The following is a 15,985-nucleotide window of genomic DNA, read 5'->3' on the forward strand; positions in this document are numbered from 1 at the left end:
CGCGCGAGCGCGTAACGCTTCGTTATCCAATCGGATAGCTGCGGACGGGGATCACCGGAAGGCACCCACGACTGGGGGCAGCGCGGCCCGCCGGGCTGGCGGCGGGCCACTTCGCTTTCAGTCGACTTGTGAACCTGTGAGCTTACCTGTGAGCCTACTTGGACCTTGTCGAGGTGCCCATCCGGCTGCTCGAGCCGGTGGTCTGGCCGGGAGCGTAACCGGAGGCGCCCGGGCTGCCGCGCTTTGATCCTCTCGCCTGCATCTCATGTCCCGGAGCATAGCCGGAGGCGCCATGGGTGCCCTTCTTGGAGCCCTTCGCCTGCATCTCATGGCCGGGTGTCTTGCTTGAGACGGCCTGCGCGAAGGCGACGGGGGCGGACGCAAGAAGGCAAACTGCGGAAAGTGCGATGATTGCGTGCTTCATTTTTGTCTCCACGAACGAAGCCCCGCCAAGTAACGGCTCGCCATCCCCGCCGTTCCATGAACGGTCGTTCATCCGGGGACGCTGGCGCTCCCAGAGCTCCCGCACGATGGCGAATTGCAGCCTGCGAATGGAAGACCTATGCTGGGCCGGACCAGGCAGCCGCCTATCGTATGGCGAGAGTCTGCGGGGGAAGACCTCACGATGGCGGTAGCCTTTGCATCGGAGGTGATGTCATGGCCATTTCTCCCACGCTCCAAAAATACCTCGCTGCTGAAAACATCCAGTACGAGATGATTCCGCATGAACTCAGCATGACGTCCACGCGCACCGCTGAGGCGTGCCATATCTCGGGCGATTGCCTTGCCAAGAGCATCGTGCTGCGGCGCGACGGCCAATACATGCTGGCCATCCTGCCCGCATCGCATCATCTGCGGCTGTCGGACCTGCGGACCAAGCTCGGCGACAATGTCGACATGGCCGATGAATCCGAGATCAACCGGCTGTTCAGCGACTGTGCGCACGGTGCGATCCCCGCGGTCGGCAAATGCTATGGGCTCGACAGCATCGTCGACGACAGCATCGAGGCGCAGCCGGAGATCTATATGGAAGCCGGCGATCACCAGACGCTGCTCCATATGGGCCACGCACAGTTTGTGCGTCTGACCGCCGACGCACAGCACGGGCGCTTCAGCAGCCACGACTGAGGCGCGACGCGCCGCCCGGCGCCCTTGCGATCTCGGGCGGAAACCCGGGCCGCGACGTCGCGATTAAATTGTTCGGGGAGAGGCTTGCCGCGGCGACCTCGCACCCGATCGGTTGTACAATCAGCACATTGGGGGGCGTTGCTGCATTGCAATCAATGCGCCTGAAACCCAGGACAAACTCAGGGAACGGAGCCTCGCCATGAAAGTCAAGGATGTGATGCACAAGGGTGTCGACTGGGTCAATCCCAACACCCCCGTCACCGAGCTCGCCAAGCTGATGCGGGCGCGTGACATCGGCTGCATTCCGATCGGCGCCGACGACAAGCTGATCGGGATGGTGACCGACCGCGACATCGTCTGCAAGGGACTTGCGAGCAACGACTTCGATGCCGGCCGCGCCACGGCGCGCGATGTGATGACCGAGGGCATCCATTGCTGCCGCGACGACGACGACCTCGCCAAAGCGATGCACCATATGGAGAAGCTGCAGGTCCGCCGGCTGCCGGTGATCAACAAGAGCAAGCGGATGGTCGGCATCATCAGCCTCGGCGACGTGAGCCGCTCGGCGTCGGCGGATGTGCTGACCGAAACCGTGAAGCACGTGTCGGCGCACCACTGACTTAGGCCGGCGCCCGCCGCCCGATCGCCGCCTGATCAGACCTCGCGGCAAGGGTGAGCCATGCGCTCGCCATTGAACCATCGCGCGGCCAAAAGCTGCGGCCGACACGCGCCGCCTTGCGCCGGTGGTTCCGACCGCCCTGGCCGGCATCACTGCGGGTGACGTTGGCGAACGCCCCTCCGAAGGGGCGCGCCGCCAAAACATCGAAAACAACCCCATGCAAAGGAGCAGGCGGCCGCCGCCACTCGAACGGGATGAGTTCGGGTTGAACCAACTCACGGCGGCTTCGGTTGACCTCTCCCCGTCGGGGAGAGGTCGGATTGCATCGCCAGATGCAATCCGGGTGAGGGCCCTAGTGCTCTCGATAGACCGTAACCCCCTCACCCGATTTGCTGCGCAAATCGACCTCTCCCCGGCGGGGAGAGGTGACCTCCGCCGCTGTTTCAGATCAAGCTAATCCCATCATGCTCTCGACAAGGCGACTTGACGCGTCGGGCAACTCAGGGGCATACTTCCAATATTCCGAAATCGTGTAGACGCCGTCGCCCCGCAGGTAGCGGGCGCGCCGGCTTGCGATTGCGGCCGAACATCCTCACCCACCATTGAAACAGTGCACCGGCCCCCCGCGGCGAGCGATCGCCGGCGCGTGGCCGAACCGTGCCTGCCAGGGAGATCGACATGACCACCGCTCCGGACCCCGCGATGACGACGGCGATCGCAGCATCCGATCCAGCCCAAGCTGCCGCAGCCCCACGGGTCAAGTTCTCCTCGCACGGCTTCTGCATCGACCATCCTGATCCCTTGCTCGGCGAACAGCTCATGGCGAACGCGCTGGGCGCCGTCGACCGCGACGCGATGGAGGGCATCCTGCGGCAACTGGTGAAGGCCAGCGTGAGCGGCGGAAGTCCCGACCAGGTCAACCTCTCCTTCATGCTCTCGATGGTGAAGAGCCTTCGCCCACGGGACTCCGTCGAGGCGATGCTGGTGGCCCAGATGGTGTCGGTTCATGTGATGGCGATGCGCTGCGCCCATCACCTCGCGCATGCAAAGGACCTCGCCCAGCACGACAGCGCCGCGCGCGCTCTCGGCCGGCTCACCCGCACCTTCCCCGCCCAGATCGAGGCGCTGAACCGCTACCGCAGCCACGGCGAGCCCGCCATCACCGTGCAGAACGTGAAGGTGGAGGACGGCGGCAACGCCATCGTCGGCAACGTCACCCAGCATGCGAACGTGATCGTGTCCGACAAGACCCCGGCCTCCACGACGCGGAAAGCGCCGAAGACCGCGGGCTCCAGGCGTGGGCGCGCGTCCGCTCATGCCGAGCGAGACGCCCAGGCATGAGCGATCCCATCAGACTTACCGGGGCGATGCTGGCGAGCCCGCGCTGCGGCGCCAAGACTCGCTCTGGCGGCGCCTGCCGCGCGCCGGCGGTCTCAGGCCGAAAGCGCTGCCGCATGCACGGCGGCGCAAAGGGGGCAGGCGCGCCGAAGGCAAACCGTAACGCGCGCAAGCACGGCCTGTTCACCGGGGATGCGATCGCGGAGCGACGGGAGATACGGGCGTTGTTGGGGGAGGTGCGAAGGATGTTGGAGGGGATGAAGTGATGGGTTTGCCCGCTAAACTTTGTGCAGCTTGCGGCGCGATCAATTTAGACGTCTCTCACGTGCGTATGGGAAGGCTCAGCGATGCCTAGCCGGCCTTCCGCTTGACGATCTTCACCAACGCCTCGTCTATCTGGCTCTGCCACCCTTTGCCCTTCGCCTTGAAATGCTCGAGGACAACAGGGCTGAGCCGCAGCGTGACCTGCTTTTTGGTCGGCGCCTTGTTGGGACCGCGGCCCTTCCTGAGCTTGGGCAAGAGTTCGTCAAAAGGAACGGCCTTCGCGAGGTCAGCCTTTGTCCATTCCGGATTGTCGCTCACAGCGCGCATATCCGCCTTGGTGTAGGCCTTTTTAGCGGCGGCTTTCTTCTTCATAGAGGTCCCTTTCTGCCTTGCCGGCGGCGCGCATGCTGACGATGCTGACGGCTTCAGCGCCGTAGACGGCGAAGACCACGGAAATCACGCCCCGCATGTTGACGCCGATCGCTTGATATCGATTGCGCTTGGCATTCCGAACCAGAGCCGTATCGAAGAACCGCTCGTTAAGATCAGCGAAATCCATCCCGTGCTTGTCGAGATTGGCGAGGCGCTTCGGTTCGTCCCACAGGATCTTCACGAGTTATTTTGTAGCTACAAAATACTGCGGAGTCAACTGCATTGCGAGCTTGTTTATGCGAGGCGGGACGACCTCGGACTCGAAGCGGGAACAATAGCGATAAGCGATCACATCACATGTACCGGCCCGATACTGGCGAGCCCGCGGTGTGGCGCCAAGACGCGCACCGGCGGCGCGTGCCGCGCGCCGGCGGTATCGGGCAGAAAGCGCTACTGCATGCGCGGCGGCGCAAAGGGATCCGGCGCGTCAAAGGCAAACCAAACGCGCGCAAGCACTGCCTGCTCACCCGGGATGCGATCGAAGAGCGACGGGAGATACGCGCATTGTTGGGGGAAGTGCGGAAGTGCGCTGTCACCGCAACTCCCACGATGACGTGGTGCATTCTAGGCTGTCCAAGAGGGACTCGTTGTCGGCTGCACAGGCTGCCGATATCAAACGTTGTCCGAATCTCGGGGAACGTAAGGTTCCTCCTCTCCGATCGAACGGTCCTGCTGAAAGCAGCCGCCTGCACGGGTCTACGTCGCAACTTCCAAACCTGCCGTGCGCGCGTATCCAGCCGCAACGCGTGGATTGCCAATGCATGTGGCGCAGATCTTGGAATCTTCAGCGGGCATAAGAGCGCAGCGGACACTCAGCTTCCAAGGTAATAGGGGATCAGAGGCGCTGTTTCAGGATCGAGGGGCTTTGACGGGTCGTTCGGCTTCATATGCCTACTAAATACGTTCAACTTCAGTTCCCCCGGCGGTGGCGTAAATTCCTTATCGATGAGGATAAACTGCGTCGCATTGAGTTCGGCGGCCTTTAGTTGGTAAATCATGTTATAGAAGCCCTCAAACTGCTCGCGGTTCTCCCGTTCGCTGATGTTCTTCATTGGCGAATCGATAATCAGCATTTCGGGAAGCGGCGCACCGACCTTGACCGCCAGTCGATGCATCGCGACAGCGAAGCAACATTTGAAGAGGGTTTTCTTTCCTCCGCTGCTCAGCGTTGCAAAGCTTGCAACGGTATTATCAGCGACGCCCGGAGAATGAATTTCGGGCAAGTAGGTGTTCGTCGGAATTTCGACAACGTCGTCCGACGTGACGCCCGGCACCTCCGAGCGAACGAGACAGTCCAGGAAGAGCTGACGCAACGTGTTGATGTTTGTGGCGTCTTTTTCCGCTGCCTCGCGAGCTTCTTTCAATTGACCGCGAAGTTTTGATTCCTGTGCCTGGATGCCCGCAACTCTTTGACGCTGCGCCTCCAGCATTTGTGGAAAGCGCGTCATGGCCGCTAAGCTATCCGCTTGTTGGAGCAAAGCTGACCGCTCTCGCTCTTTGCTCAGCATCGTTGAGAGATAAGCAGAATCGAATCGCTGAGATGCTTCGTTTCTCTCCCGTTCGATGCGGCGCTTTTCAACGTCGAGCGCGTCTCGCTCTCTACGAAGCCGAATCAGAGCCTCATCATGTCTACGTAGGATGTCGCGAAGCTCCTCGGATCGCTGCTTTATATCTCTCTGGAGAAGGACGTCCTCGGCTGTATCAGGAGCGTCGTCGAGTTCTACTTGTCCACAAACAATACATTGTTCGTAGGATCGCTCAGGAAGGGTTTGCGCACAGCGCGGACACGAATGGAACTGAACGCCCGACAACACAGCGCGGGCCGATTGGGAGCGCCGGAACTTTATCGACAGGGTTTCAATTTCGTGGAGATGCCGCGTATCACCGTCCTTTGCGCGAAGCAGCTCTGAGATCGCCTGATCGGTCTCCGAAATTTGGATACTTAGAGCATGAGCCTGCGTTTTCAGCGTGTCGAGAGCATGTACGGTTGTGCGATCGGATACGGCCGCCGCGCGCTGCTGACTGATCTCTCTTGAAATCGCGTCTGCGGTCTCGCGGAGCGCTTCCACACGACCAGATATTTCGAGCTCCGATCCGACGCCAACGTCGCGAAGGACGCGCGCAAGACTATCAATGCTTGCGAGCATCGCCATTCGCTCACCTCTAAGGGAGTCGAGCTCAGCTTCAATGTCCAATATGTGCTCATCGTGATAGCCAGTGACGTATCGCACTACGTCAAGACTAGCTAAGCGCGAGAACGGATCTCGGCTGTCTAGATGGAAAAAGGAGCTGTCGATCTCGTCTTGGTCCAGGTAGCAGTACCACAACAGATTTCGCATAGAGAGACGCTTCGTCTCACTGTCCGCCCTAGTTTTGCTTTTTCTTACACGCGGTGGAACAAGTCCGGACATCCAGAAGAGCAAATCCGAGAGATTTTCGATCCCAGTGCCGGGAATAAGCTCGCCGTGCGCCTCTCGGGCAGGAACGGCGACCTGCACGGCATCATCCTTTTCTCCCCACTTGGCGACGATCGTGTTCGTATCACGACCGCGCTCAATTTCCAGCAGCCCTTTCTTGAGATTGAGGGTTAACGTTGCCGACACAAATTCATTTTGAAGCGCGGGCGAGAGCTCGATGTTGCCGCCGAGACAGTAGTCAATCAGTCGGGCAATGCTCGTCTTCCCAGCCCCCATTTGACCCCAAAAGTAACTTACCTGCGCGAGCTGGATCGTAACGGTCTCCCGCTTAAACGCTAGCACCAAAGATATCAGTTGAAACTCCAAGCAGACCTCCAGTTCAAAGAGCGATTTCGTCGCCCCACTTCATGGTCGTGATTTCGGGAACCGCTTCGTAGACAAAATCCTTTAAGCGTGTGGCGGACATGGAGCCGACGGCCTTAACAGTAATATCGCTGCGATGCGCTAACTCTGCAAAGAGCGGATCGGTCTTGATAGACTCCGCGAGAGCACGACCTGCATCTGTTAAGCCAATGACAATTGTGTTTCCCTCTACTGCCAGCCGGACGAGTCCGCGGGAGGAAAGGAGGCCGAGCCAGCGACGATAGCGAACGTCCCACGGACCATACCGGAAACGGATCATCTTGGATTCGATAGACGTGCGCTCGCGGTCGTGCACGCTGACATCTTCGTGAGATCTATTGAGAGCGACGAGAATCCGCTCAAGGCACGTAGGATAGCGAAGCAGAAAGTCCATCTTCGCTAGCTTGGTTATGCCTTCAACCGCTCGTGCTTTTGTAATGGCCGTCGTCTTGCGCGCGTCGGCACTCCCGAGCAGAAGCAGAAGCCGCGCGAGGTGTAGATTATCATCGTTTTCAGATTCGGCCGCTGCTTTGACAAGGCGTAGGCTCATGTCTAGTCACCCTCAATCGGGAAACTTGGGCTCCACCAAACGACACATTCCCGTGTCAACAGACCGGCCATTCCGATAAGGCATTCGTATGTGTGGTCGCCGATCAGCGCCGTCTCTTCGCGAGCGATCTTGCGCAAGCGATCCTGCACATCGATCAGCATGGCGGGCCCGTAAGGCGTCGAGCCCTGTCGCGCACGAAGGTGGGCCTCGCGGCATTCGCCTAGTACCACCTGTTCAATTTGCTTCATCAACTCGGGATAACGCTCCGGTCTGCGCTGAACGTCTTCCAAAAGATGTCGTTCGGCAGACCGCTCGCGTTCAGCCATATAGTCGATCTGATCGGCCAAGCCACCCGCGGTAAGCTTTTGTTCTAGGACTGTTGATCGTCCAGGCTTGCCAAGCTCAACGAGGCTCTCGCCGACGTACTGGAACACCTGGGGCCCTTGGGATTGAGCGGCATAGATTACTAAGCTCTCGACAGGAAGGCGCTTGTTGGCCAATCGCGGATCAATATCCGCGCCATTGATAAGCGGGCGAAGATGGCGGATTGGGTCGCCGACTTGTAGAGAGGATGCGCGGTAAACAACGCCTATCAAGTAATCACGAAATGTGTCTAATTGGTCTGCGTTGAGGTCTTTGCATTGGTCGAGCTGTGCGATGTGTTCGTGTGATATCGCTGCTTCGAATTCGCTGCGCGAAGGCCCGAGCACAATGTTCATTTTGTGCAGCGTCTGGAATAACACGGCTTCGCTGCAACCGCACTCAGCTTGCAGATTCTGGAAAGTAGGAGCGAAAACCGGGTTGATCTCGGATGGCGCGCTGCACGATTGGACGTGCTCTAGGAAGAGGCGTGGGCATAGCGACCGTCGACGATCGTTCGTTGCCTCCTTGCCAATGCTATCGCATTCGGTATTCGACACGAAGAAGAGTTCGTTGATGGCATTACCGAATTCCCGGACGAGTCCGGTAAAGCGGCCAATCGTCTTAATCAGCTCGAGGTCGTTGAGTTTCCAAGGGCCGTTTTCCGGGCGGGAGGTCTTTATTTGATAACCGTCGAACGTTCCGTCGCTTCGTTCGGCAAGCAAATCTTCGTGCTGCTCACACCAAATCGCAACGTAAGGTCGATTGCCCATTTTTCCGGCTACAAGGAGAATTACCCCAAAGGCGTGCTGGTACCGGAAATTGCGCTGGGTAGCATCGCCCGGATCGGAATCGTCGAAGACGTCGACAGGCGTTGGGCGCGTGCTAACGAGCGGCTTTTTCGTGCTGTGCTTTTTTGGTTTCGACCGCTTGTCGGTCGGTGGAGAATTCGACATGGTGATCCAGAAGTACCAGCCACCATTAGCGGAATCACAACCGTTGGGCGAGCGAAATTCGGCCAACCCCGGATCATCAAAAAGGCCAAGCCCTGATGCCATCTGATATGGACAGTCGGCGATTATCGCCGCTACCGGTCCGGGCAGCTCGACCGCTTTGCGGCGCGGTAAAGCTACCCTCCCCCTCACCCCTTCCCCACACTCGCATCAATCAACAGCTTCGCCACCGTCACCGCCGACTGCGCCGGCCCATCCTCCGATTGCTGGCCCGTGCTGTAGATGCCTTCGATGAGCAGCAGCAGGGCGTCGCCGAGCACCGCGGGGTGGCGCGCGCCCATGTTGGATGCGAGCTCGCGCAGGCGCTTGCGGAAGAGCTTCTTGTGCGCTTCGGCGACCTGGCGCGCGGGATTGTCGCGCGCCGGATATTCGACCGTGGCGTTGCTGAGGCCGCAGCCGCGATAGCCCTTGCGCACCGCGCGCGTGGAGAGGATGCGAATATAGGCGAGCACGTGCTCGCGCGCATCGCTGTATGATTTGCCGCCGGGACTCTCGAACTTCTCCCAGAAATCCAGCTCGTAGTCGCGCATATAGGCGGCGGCGAGATCGTCCTTGGAGGCGAAGCTGCGGTAGAGGCTCGGCTTGGTGACGCCGGCGCGCTCGACCACCTCATCGACGCCGACCGCGCGGATGCCCTCGCGATAGAACAGTTCGCTCGCGGAAGCGCGGATCCGGTCGGCGGCGCGGACGGGGCGCTGCGCAGTTGGTTCAGCGGTCTTGGTCATGACGGGTCTCCCGGCTCCTCCACAGCACTTGACAATGTTACTAACCGGTACGTATACAGGCTGCACCTCAAATACGTACCGGTAAGTAACATGACCAGCAGCTCCGTTCAACCCGCCTCGCTTCAACCCGCCCCCGTGTCGCGACGGCCGTTCGGCCAGAACTACGCGTTCGTCGTCGTCGCCGTGATCTTCCTTGCGCTGCTTGCCTCTGCGGGCCTGCGCGCGACGCCGGGCGTGCTGATGCTGCCGCTGCAACAGGCATTCGGCTGGGACGTCGGCGTGATCTCGTCGTCGGCTGCGATCGGCATCTTCCTCTACGGCCTCGCGGGCCCGTTCGCTGCCGCCGTGATGCAGCGCTTCGGCATCCGCCGCACGGTGCTGGGCGCGCTCGCGCTGATGGCGGCATCGACCGGCGCCAGCTACTTCATGACCGCGCCCTGGCAACTGTTCCTGACCTGGGGGCTGCTCTCCGGCATCGGCTCGGGCGCGGTCGCCAACGTGCTCGGCGCCACCATCGTCAATCGCTGGTTCACCACCAATCGGGGCCTCGTGATGGGGCTTTTGACGGCGAGCACCGCGACCGGCACGCTGATCTTCATGCCCGGCCTCGCGGCGCTGGTGGCATGGGGCGGATGGAAGCCGGTGGTGCTGACGGTGGCGGCGTGCTGCGCGGTGCTGATTCCGCTGGTGTATTTTCTGGTGCCGGAACGGCCGGCGTCGGTCGGCCTGCGCTCGTTCGGCAGCCAGCATGACGATCAGCCCGCGCCGAACGCGCAAGGCAATCCGTTCACCGCCGCATTCAGCAACCTCGCACGCGCCGCGACGACGCGGGCGTTCTGGTTCCTGTTCGCCACCTTCTTCATCTGCGGCTTCACCACCAACGGTCTCGTCGGCACCCACCTGATCGCGTTCTGCGGCGACCATGGCGTCGTCGAGGTGCAGGCGGCAAGCTTGCTGGCGCTGATGGGGTTCTTCGACCTGTTCGGCACCACGCTGTCCGGCTGGCTCACCGACCGGTTCGATCCGCGCAAGTTGCTGTTCTTCTATTACGGACTGCGAGGCCTGTCGCTGATCTACCTGCCCTACTCGGATTTCTCGCTGGTCAGCCTGTCGGTGTTCGCGGTGTTCTATGGTCTCGACTGGATCGCGACCGTGCCGCCCACGGTGCGCATCGCCAACGAAGCGTTCGGCGACAAGAACGCGCCGCTGGTGTTCGGCTGGGTGGTCGCCGGCCATCAGCTCGGCGCCGCCTGTGCTGCGTTCTTCGCCGGCTTCATGCGCTCGGCGCAGGGCAACTATCTCGAAGCCTTCATGATCGCGGGGCTAACCGGCATCGTCGCGGCCGTGCTGTCGCTGCTGATCGCGCGGCGGCCGGCGCAAGGCGTGCTCGCCGCGGCGTGAGGACGCGCACGCGGCGGTGCCTGACTACAGCATTGTTCGGGTGAGACGGCGCACCCCAGAGGAACCGACCCTCTTTCAGCGACGGTTGGCCAGCATTCTCGCTGGTCAACCTCACCGTATTTTATTTTCACTTGACTACCGTGCGGTGAACAACAACGATATTTAAAATACTATTAAAATTGAAAATGAGCTGGGAGATTTAAATGACCAGGTCTCCGTACACGAGCGGCAATCTCGGTGGCACCCAAGTCGGAACGGACGACGCTTATGTCGGACTCGACAACGCCTACAATATCCTGGCGGGCGATGCGGGCGGCAGCATTATCGATCACGCGATCGGTGGAAACGACAGCTTTGTCGGCGGAGCCAACGCGACAAACGTTTTCTATGGCGATGCGGTCAGGGATATCACCGATTATGGCATCGGAGGCGATGATATTTTCGCCGGCACGCAGGGAAGCTCGGTAAACATTTATTACGGCGACGCCGGAGGACAATTGTCCGGCCACGCCATCGGCGGCGATGACTCCTTTACCGCATCCGGAGGCGGGGTTGGATCCAATCTCTTTTATGGAGACGCCGGAGGCGACATGACGGGCTTTTCCGTCGGAGGCGCCGACTCGTTTCTTGGCATGACGCTTTGCCGAAGCGTCTTCGTGGGCGATGCTGGTGGCGATCTGCTCGGACATTCCATCGGAGGCGCCGACAATTTCATTCTCAAGATCGGCCCCGGAAGCAACTACACGGTTTACGGTGATGCGCTCGGTTCGATCTCGGACAACGCCGTCGGAGGCAACGATACGTTCCAATCATCGGGAGGCGATGGTAGCGCAACGATTTACGGCGACGCGGGCCAGAATCTTAGCGGGCACGCGAAAGGCGGCGATGACACGTTCAGTGGCACCGGCGTTTTCTACGGCGACGTAGGCGGAAACATCTCCGATCACGCGACGGGTGGCGACGATACGGCGAACATGCTGGCTGGCCAATTGCTTCCGCGTGACGCCTTTTACGGCGATGCTGGAGGAAGCATCACAGGTAGCGGACACGGAGGAAATGATACGCTGACGGCACAGGTTGGCGGCCAGGGGGTGCCGAGCCCGTTCTCTTTCACCTTCTATGGCGATGCCGGCGCCGACATTTCTCAGAATGCGGCGGGCGGCGACGATACCTTCCACGTTACCGGGACCAGCCTCTCGACCGTCTTCTTTTACGGCGATGCGGCCGGCGGTCTGTCGGGTCATGCGCACGGCGGCAACGACGTTCTGTTCTCTGCCAGCGTCTCGTCCACCTTCATAGGCGATGGGGCAAGCATGTCGGACAGCTCGGTCGGCGGCAACGACAGCTTCTTCTCCACTGGAACTCAGAACGTTGCCACCAATCTGTTCTTTGGAGATGCATCCGGACAGATGTCGGGCCGCGCAAAGGGAGGTGACGACACTTTCGTCGGCGGCAGCAATACCAACAATACCTTCTACGGCGACGCCGGAGGCGAGATGACCGGAAACTCGCTCGGAGGCAACGACCATTTCACCGGAGGAACAGGCTCGACCAACATCGCTTATGGCGACGCCGCGAAGATGTACGATCATTCGGTCGGCGGAAATGATGTCCTCACCGGCGGCAATGATGCGAGCGGTCTGGCCGCCGGCTCCTATAACGACATCCTGGTCGGCGACGCCCAGCTCATGGCCGGCAACGCAAAGGGAGGAAATGACACCATCGTCTCCGGGAGCGGCAACGACGACATGTGGGGCGATGCCCAATCAATGCTCGGCAATGCCCACGGCGGAAATGATGTTTTTATCTTTGCCGCCGGCAACGGCCATGACACTGTCGAGGATTTCGGCCAAAGCACAGGTTCTCAACTCGGCCGGGATTATATCGACGTCAGTGCCTTGGGTGTAACCAACATCAGTCAGCTCACGATCTCGGCGTATGACGCAACCGACCAGGAAAGCACGATCACGTTCAGCGCAGGCAACGACGTGGTCGTCCACAGCGCCCACGCGCTAACGGCGCAGGATTTCATCTTCGTGTAGGAGCGGCTGGCGGCGCGTGGACCGGCGGCCGGCGCCGCTGCCTATGCCGGCAGCACGATCACCTTCGTCTTGAGGGGCGTTCGCGAATAGAGGTCCATCATGTCCTGGGTGAGCAGGCCGGTGCAGCCGCTCGTGATGCCGTTCCCGATCGTTTCGGGGTCGCTGGTGCTATAGATCGTGTAAAGCGTGTACGCCCCGTTTTGATAGAGGTAGAGCACGCGAGCACCGAGTGGATTGTCGAGACCTCCCGGCATGCCGCGGGCATATTTGCCCGCCTCCGGCTGGCGCGCGATCATCTCCTTCGGTGGCGTCCAGGTCGGCCATTCGGCTTTGCGCCCGACATAGGCCTCCCCATTCCAGCGGAACCCATCGCGGCCGACATTGGCGCCATAGCGGGTCGCGTTGCCCTCGCCTTCGATGCGGTAAACATAGTATTTGCCGGGATCGATGATGATCGTACCGGGCGCCTCATTGCTGTCGTAGCGCACCGTCTTGCGAAAATATTTCGGATTGACCTTGCTGACATCGACCGCGGGGATCGGGAATTTCTCGTCGGGCACGGGCCCGTAGACTTTCTCCGCCTCGGCCAGGCTCATGTAGTCGGACGCACAACCGGCCAGGCTAAGCGCGGCGAGACCGGCAGCGGAGCCGAACAGAAACGCCCGGCGGTCGAGATGCCGCGAGCGAAGCCCAGCCGGAGCCCCCTCGCCCATCGCGGCGGCGTCGGCAATTCCACGATCCATGATCATGTCGGATTTCCCCTTGTCCCGTTATACGCCAGGCGAAGAGTTTGGCACACGGTGGGAGGGAGGAGAAAGGCTATTGAAAGGACTTCATGGCGCTCCCTAGGGGAATCGAACCCCTGTTTCAGCCTTGAGAGGGCAACGACATACTTATCCCCTTTGCTTACCCCATATTTCTTGAAATTGCCTATGAGCCAAAGTACCGTGTTTTCAGGCTTATTTAAGGGCTACAACAATTTCTTGTTGTTACCCCCGTTCCCCGCCTCCTGCTTACCCGATGCTTACCCGAGGGTTTTATGCCGAAGCTCACTAAAAGGGCCGTAGATGCCGCCAGGGTGGCCCAGGGTGAGTTATTCCTGTGGGATGACGAACTGCCGGGGTTCGGCCTGAGGGTCAAGGCAAGCGGTGCCAAGTCCTTCCTGGTGCAATATCGGAACGCCAACGGACGGAGCCGCCGGCTGACCGTAGGCCGATTCGGCGTCCTGACCGTCGAAGAGGCGCGGCGTCAGGCCAAGCTACTTCTGGCAGAGGTCGTGAAGGGTGCGGATCCGGCGGAAACCAAGAAACTCGCCCGCGGCGCCATGACGATCGAGGAGCTTTGCCAGGAATACTTGGCGAAGGCCGAAAAGGGCCTAATCATGACCAGGCGCGGAGGCACCAAACGGTCCTCGACCCTTTATACCGACAAGGGACGCATCAACCGGCATATCGTCCCCCTGATCGGGAAGCGGACCGTCAAGGACCTTACCTCTGCGGACGTTCGGAAGTTCATCCAGGACGTCATTGCCGGCAAGACGGCGGGCGAGTTCAAGACGGCGAAGCGCAAGCGTGCCATCGCTCGAGGCGGCCCGGGAGCCGCTGCCCGTACGAAGGGGTTGCTCGGCGGCATCCTTACGTATGCGGTGCACGAGGGTTACCGCACGGACAATCCAGCAACTGGCGTGGTGCGTCCCAAGGACAAGAAACGACAGTGGCGGCTCGATGATGCTGGCTATCGGGAACTCGGGAAATGCTTGAGGCGCGCAGATCACGAGGGCGGAAACTGGCAACCAATCTTGGCCGTGCGCGCTGCGGCGCTCACCGGCGCGCGGTTGCGGGAGATCGAGGGTCTGCTCAAAGCAGATGTCGATGCAGTGCGAATGGTTCTCCGACTGCAGGAGACCAAGACTGGAAAGAGCGTCCGGCCGGTCGGAGCGGCCGCCCTCGCCGTCATCCAGGACGCCTCGGCGCGCACCAAATCCAAGTACGTGTTCCCCTCGGTCACCAACGTGCAGAAGCACCATGCCGGCCTGACACGCTGGCTCAAGGATGTCGCGGGAAAGACTGTGCCGGGCATCACGTCGCACGGCCTTCGCCACTCATTCGCATCAACCGCTGAAGACCTTGGTTACTCGCTACCGACGATCAAGGCTCTCCTCGGCCATGCGGGCCTGAGCGTGACCGAAGGATATGTCCACAAAATTGACAGCGCCCTGGTCGCGGCCGCGACCCGCATAGCCCAGCACATCGATGAGACCATGACCGGAAGAAAATCAGAAAAGGTCGTCCCGCTAAGGACGGCCTGAACTCTCGGCGCGGCTAGGGTAGCTCCCGAAAAGCTGGTCCGCACCAGCCTGCCGCGTCGTCACCATGCGGAGCACCAATGCGGAGGGTGCAGATGTATGTTCCAGACTGGGAGCCGATCGGCGTGGCTCTCAAGAGACTCATTGCGATCGGACTACACGAAGATGAGGCCATGGCTGATCTTTGTAACGCCGTTGCCGATCAAAAGATTGAGCTGCGAGCAGTGGTGGGCGGTGACGATTACTATGCCGGCGTAACCGTGCAGCGCTCGGCTGTTGAACCGCCACCCCGTCTCACTCCCGCTGATATCGACTGGACGAACTCGCGCCCCTTGTCGCCGTGGTCGTGCGGGCGAAGCCTCGAAGAGAAAGAACGCCCTTTAGACCTCCTTGAGTTGAGCACACAGGACGTCGAGATCCTATTTCCCGGCGCGACAAAGGTGGTTGTTCGAAAGGGTACAACGGACGATTTCCGCGCCGGAAAGAACAAAGGCGGGAGACCTCCAGAGTACGATTGGGATGAGGTCAAAGCATTCTGTTTTCAAGTGGTAGAGGAACGTGGCAGGCCGGGCAAAGAAAACCGGCGTCTTCCTTCCATAGCCCAGCTTGTCGAAGCGATTCTCGACCACTGGAATGAAGCGAAGGGCATTGAACTGGCCGAGGTGACGGTTCGAAAGCGGGTCAATACCTGGCTGAGTGAGGTCTGATCAACCGGCCGCACCAGTCAGCTCGTTAACCTTTTGCACGATCAAGCCCTTATGGCCTGACTTATCTCTGATCAAAACTCCGCCCATTGGTTTTGACGGGTTTTGGATAGGTATCGAGCGGCGCCCGCTATCCGAGATATGCAATTCGTCTCGCATCGATGACGAGGATTTCCCTCGTTGGATGTGAGGCCCTCATGAGCGAAGTTACGAAAGCCGTGCCAGACCGCCTGCTGCGACGAGCGCAGGCAGCTAAGTACGTCGTCGAAACGTACAACGTACCAT

At 60.4% G+C, this 15,985-nt stretch carries 16 protein-coding genes and 1 tRNA gene; 8 read left to right on the plus strand and 9 right to left on the minus strand.

What is annotated here, in order from left to right:
* Positions 1 to 154: 154 nt before the first annotated feature.
* Positions 155 to 424, minus strand: a complete 270-nt coding sequence (locus tag P6U30_RS31070; RefSeq protein ID WP_407166575.1) for a hypothetical protein — start codon at positions 422 to 424, stop codon at positions 155 to 157.
* Between the two features lie 233 nt (positions 425 to 657).
* On the opposite strand from P6U30_RS31070, the gene P6U30_RS31075 reads away from it, so the two are divergent.
* The 4 genes from P6U30_RS31075 to P6U30_RS31090 all read left to right on the plus strand — a co-directional run bounded on the left by P6U30_RS31075 (position 658) and on the right by P6U30_RS31090 (position 3,351).
* Positions 658 to 1,128: an aminoacyl-tRNA deacylase gene (locus P6U30_RS31075; RefSeq protein WP_407166576.1), complete on the plus strand. Its 471-nt coding sequence runs from the start codon at positions 658 to 660 to the stop codon at positions 1,126 to 1,128.
* 199 nt (positions 1,129 to 1,327) lie between these two features.
* Entirely contained in the window at positions 1,328 to 1,747 is a 420-nt protein-coding gene (locus tag P6U30_RS31080) for a CBS domain-containing protein (protein ID WP_407166577.1), read from the plus strand.
* Between the two features lie 678 nt (positions 1,748 to 2,425).
* A complete protein-coding gene (locus tag P6U30_RS31085; RefSeq protein ID WP_407166578.1) occupies positions 2,426 to 3,088 on the plus strand; it encodes a hypothetical protein in 663 nt (220 codons plus the stop codon).
* Positions 3,085 to 3,351, plus strand: coding sequence for an HGGxSTG domain-containing protein (locus P6U30_RS31090; protein ID WP_407166579.1), 267 nt, complete (start codon positions 3,085 to 3,087; stop codon positions 3,349 to 3,351). The genes P6U30_RS31085 and P6U30_RS31090 overlap by 4 nt, the downstream gene beginning before the upstream one ends.
* Positions 3,352 to 3,436: 85 nt before the next feature.
* On the opposite strand, the gene P6U30_RS31095 is transcribed toward P6U30_RS31090, so the two are convergent.
* The 6 genes from P6U30_RS31095 to P6U30_RS31120 form a co-directional block, all read right to left on the minus strand.
* On the minus strand, positions 3,437 to 3,721 hold the full coding sequence (locus tag P6U30_RS31095) for a BrnA antitoxin family protein (protein ID WP_407166580.1): 285 nt from the start codon (positions 3,719 to 3,721) through the stop codon (positions 3,437 to 3,439).
* Complete coding sequence (locus tag P6U30_RS31100) at positions 3,699 to 3,962, minus strand: BrnT family toxin (RefSeq protein ID WP_407166581.1); 264 nt, start codon at positions 3,960 to 3,962, stop codon at positions 3,699 to 3,701. Before P6U30_RS31100 ends, P6U30_RS31095 begins: the two co-directional genes overlap by 23 nt.
* 631 nt (positions 3,963 to 4,593) lie before the next feature.
* Positions 4,594 to 6,564, minus strand: a complete 1,971-nt coding sequence (locus P6U30_RS31105) for a hypothetical protein (protein WP_407166582.1) — start codon at positions 6,562 to 6,564, stop codon at positions 4,594 to 4,596.
* Between the two features lie 13 nt (positions 6,565 to 6,577).
* Positions 6,578 to 7,150, minus strand: coding sequence for a hypothetical protein (locus P6U30_RS31110; protein ID WP_407166583.1), 573 nt, complete (start codon positions 7,148 to 7,150; stop codon positions 6,578 to 6,580).
* Between the two features lie 2 nt (positions 7,151 to 7,152).
* Positions 7,153 to 8,532, minus strand: a complete 1,380-nt coding sequence (locus tag P6U30_RS31115; RefSeq protein ID WP_407166584.1) for a dsDNA nuclease domain-containing protein — start codon at positions 8,530 to 8,532, stop codon at positions 7,153 to 7,155.
* 119 nt (positions 8,533 to 8,651) lie between these two features.
* Positions 8,652 to 9,248 carry a TetR/AcrR family transcriptional regulator gene (locus tag P6U30_RS31120; RefSeq protein WP_407166585.1) on the minus strand — a complete coding sequence of 199 codons (597 nt, stop codon included), beginning with the start codon at positions 9,246 to 9,248 and terminating at the stop codon, positions 8,652 to 8,654.
* A gap of 90 nt (positions 9,249 to 9,338) precedes the next feature.
* On the opposite strand from P6U30_RS31120, the gene P6U30_RS31125 reads away from it, so the two are divergent.
* Together P6U30_RS31125 and P6U30_RS31130 are read left to right on the plus strand one after the other, a co-directional pair.
* Entirely contained in the window at positions 9,339 to 10,649 is a 1,311-nt protein-coding gene (locus P6U30_RS31125) for an MFS transporter (protein WP_407166586.1), read from the plus strand.
* 203 nt (positions 10,650 to 10,852) lie between these two features.
* Positions 10,853 to 12,691: a beta strand repeat-containing protein gene (locus P6U30_RS31130; protein ID WP_407166587.1), complete on the plus strand. Its 1,839-nt coding sequence runs from the start codon at positions 10,853 to 10,855 to the stop codon at positions 12,689 to 12,691.
* Between the two features lie 41 nt (positions 12,692 to 12,732).
* Here P6U30_RS31130 and P6U30_RS31135 read toward each other — a convergent pair whose 3' ends face one another.
* Both P6U30_RS31135 and P6U30_RS31140 read right to left on the minus strand, forming a co-directional pair.
* On the minus strand, positions 12,733 to 13,440 hold the full coding sequence (locus P6U30_RS31135; protein ID WP_407166588.1) for a L,D-transpeptidase: 708 nt from the start codon (positions 13,438 to 13,440) through the stop codon (positions 12,733 to 12,735).
* A gap of 87 nt (positions 13,441 to 13,527) precedes the next feature.
* Positions 13,528 to 13,590, minus strand: a tRNA-Glu gene (locus P6U30_RS31140).
* 140 nt (positions 13,591 to 13,730) lie between these two features.
* Between P6U30_RS31140 and P6U30_RS31145 the strand changes: the two genes are divergently transcribed.
* A complete protein-coding gene (locus tag P6U30_RS31145; protein ID WP_407166589.1) occupies positions 13,731 to 14,999 on the plus strand; it encodes a tyrosine-type recombinase/integrase in 1,269 nt (422 codons plus the stop codon).
* 92 nt (positions 15,000 to 15,091) lie between these two features.
* Entirely contained in the window at positions 15,092 to 15,703 is a 612-nt protein-coding gene (locus P6U30_RS31150; RefSeq protein ID WP_407166590.1) for a hypothetical protein, read from the plus strand.
* Positions 15,704 to 15,985: the final 282 nt, after the last annotated feature.

The sequence above is a fragment of the Bradyrhizobium sp. ORS 111 genome, from assembly GCF_045571485.1.
Lineage (GTDB): Bacteria > Pseudomonadota > Alphaproteobacteria > Rhizobiales > Xanthobacteraceae > Bradyrhizobium.

What these genes read in the sequence shown, in the direction of transcription:
- P6U30_RS31070 (WP_407166575.1), bottom strand. Translation starts at nt 424, where the DNA reads ATGAAGCACGCAATCATCGCACTTTCCGCAGTTTGCCTTCTTGCGTCC.
- P6U30_RS31075 (WP_407166576.1), top strand. Translation starts at nt 658, where the DNA reads ATGGCCATTTCTCCCACGCTCCAAAAATACCTCGCTGCTGAAAACATC.
- P6U30_RS31080 (WP_407166577.1), top strand. Translation starts at nt 1,328, where the DNA reads ATGAAAGTCAAGGATGTGATGCACAAGGGTGTCGACTGGGTCAATCCC.
- P6U30_RS31085 (WP_407166578.1), top strand. Translation starts at nt 2,426, where the DNA reads ATGACCACCGCTCCGGACCCCGCGATGACGACGGCGATCGCAGCATCC.
- P6U30_RS31090 (WP_407166579.1), top strand. Translation starts at nt 3,085, where the DNA reads ATGAGCGATCCCATCAGACTTACCGGGGCGATGCTGGCGAGCCCGCGC.
- P6U30_RS31095 (WP_407166580.1), bottom strand. Translation starts at nt 3,721, where the DNA reads ATGAAGAAGAAAGCCGCCGCTAAAAAGGCCTACACCAAGGCGGATATG.
- P6U30_RS31110 (WP_407166583.1), bottom strand. Translation starts at nt 7,150, where the DNA reads ATGAGCCTACGCCTTGTCAAAGCAGCGGCCGAATCTGAAAACGATGAT.
- P6U30_RS31120 (WP_407166585.1), bottom strand. Translation starts at nt 9,248, where the DNA reads ATGACCAAGACCGCTGAACCAACTGCGCAGCGCCCCGTCCGCGCCGCC.
- P6U30_RS31125 (WP_407166586.1), top strand. Translation starts at nt 9,339, where the DNA reads ATGACCAGCAGCTCCGTTCAACCCGCCTCGCTTCAACCCGCCCCCGTG.
- P6U30_RS31130 (WP_407166587.1), top strand. Translation starts at nt 10,853, where the DNA reads ATGACCAGGTCTCCGTACACGAGCGGCAATCTCGGTGGCACCCAAGTC.
- P6U30_RS31135 (WP_407166588.1), bottom strand. Translation starts at nt 13,440, where the DNA reads ATGATCATGGATCGTGGAATTGCCGACGCCGCCGCGATGGGCGAGGGG.
- P6U30_RS31145 (WP_407166589.1), top strand. Translation starts at nt 13,731, where the DNA reads ATGCCGAAGCTCACTAAAAGGGCCGTAGATGCCGCCAGGGTGGCCCAG.
- P6U30_RS31150 (WP_407166590.1), top strand. Translation starts at nt 15,092, where the DNA reads ATGTATGTTCCAGACTGGGAGCCGATCGGCGTGGCTCTCAAGAGACTC.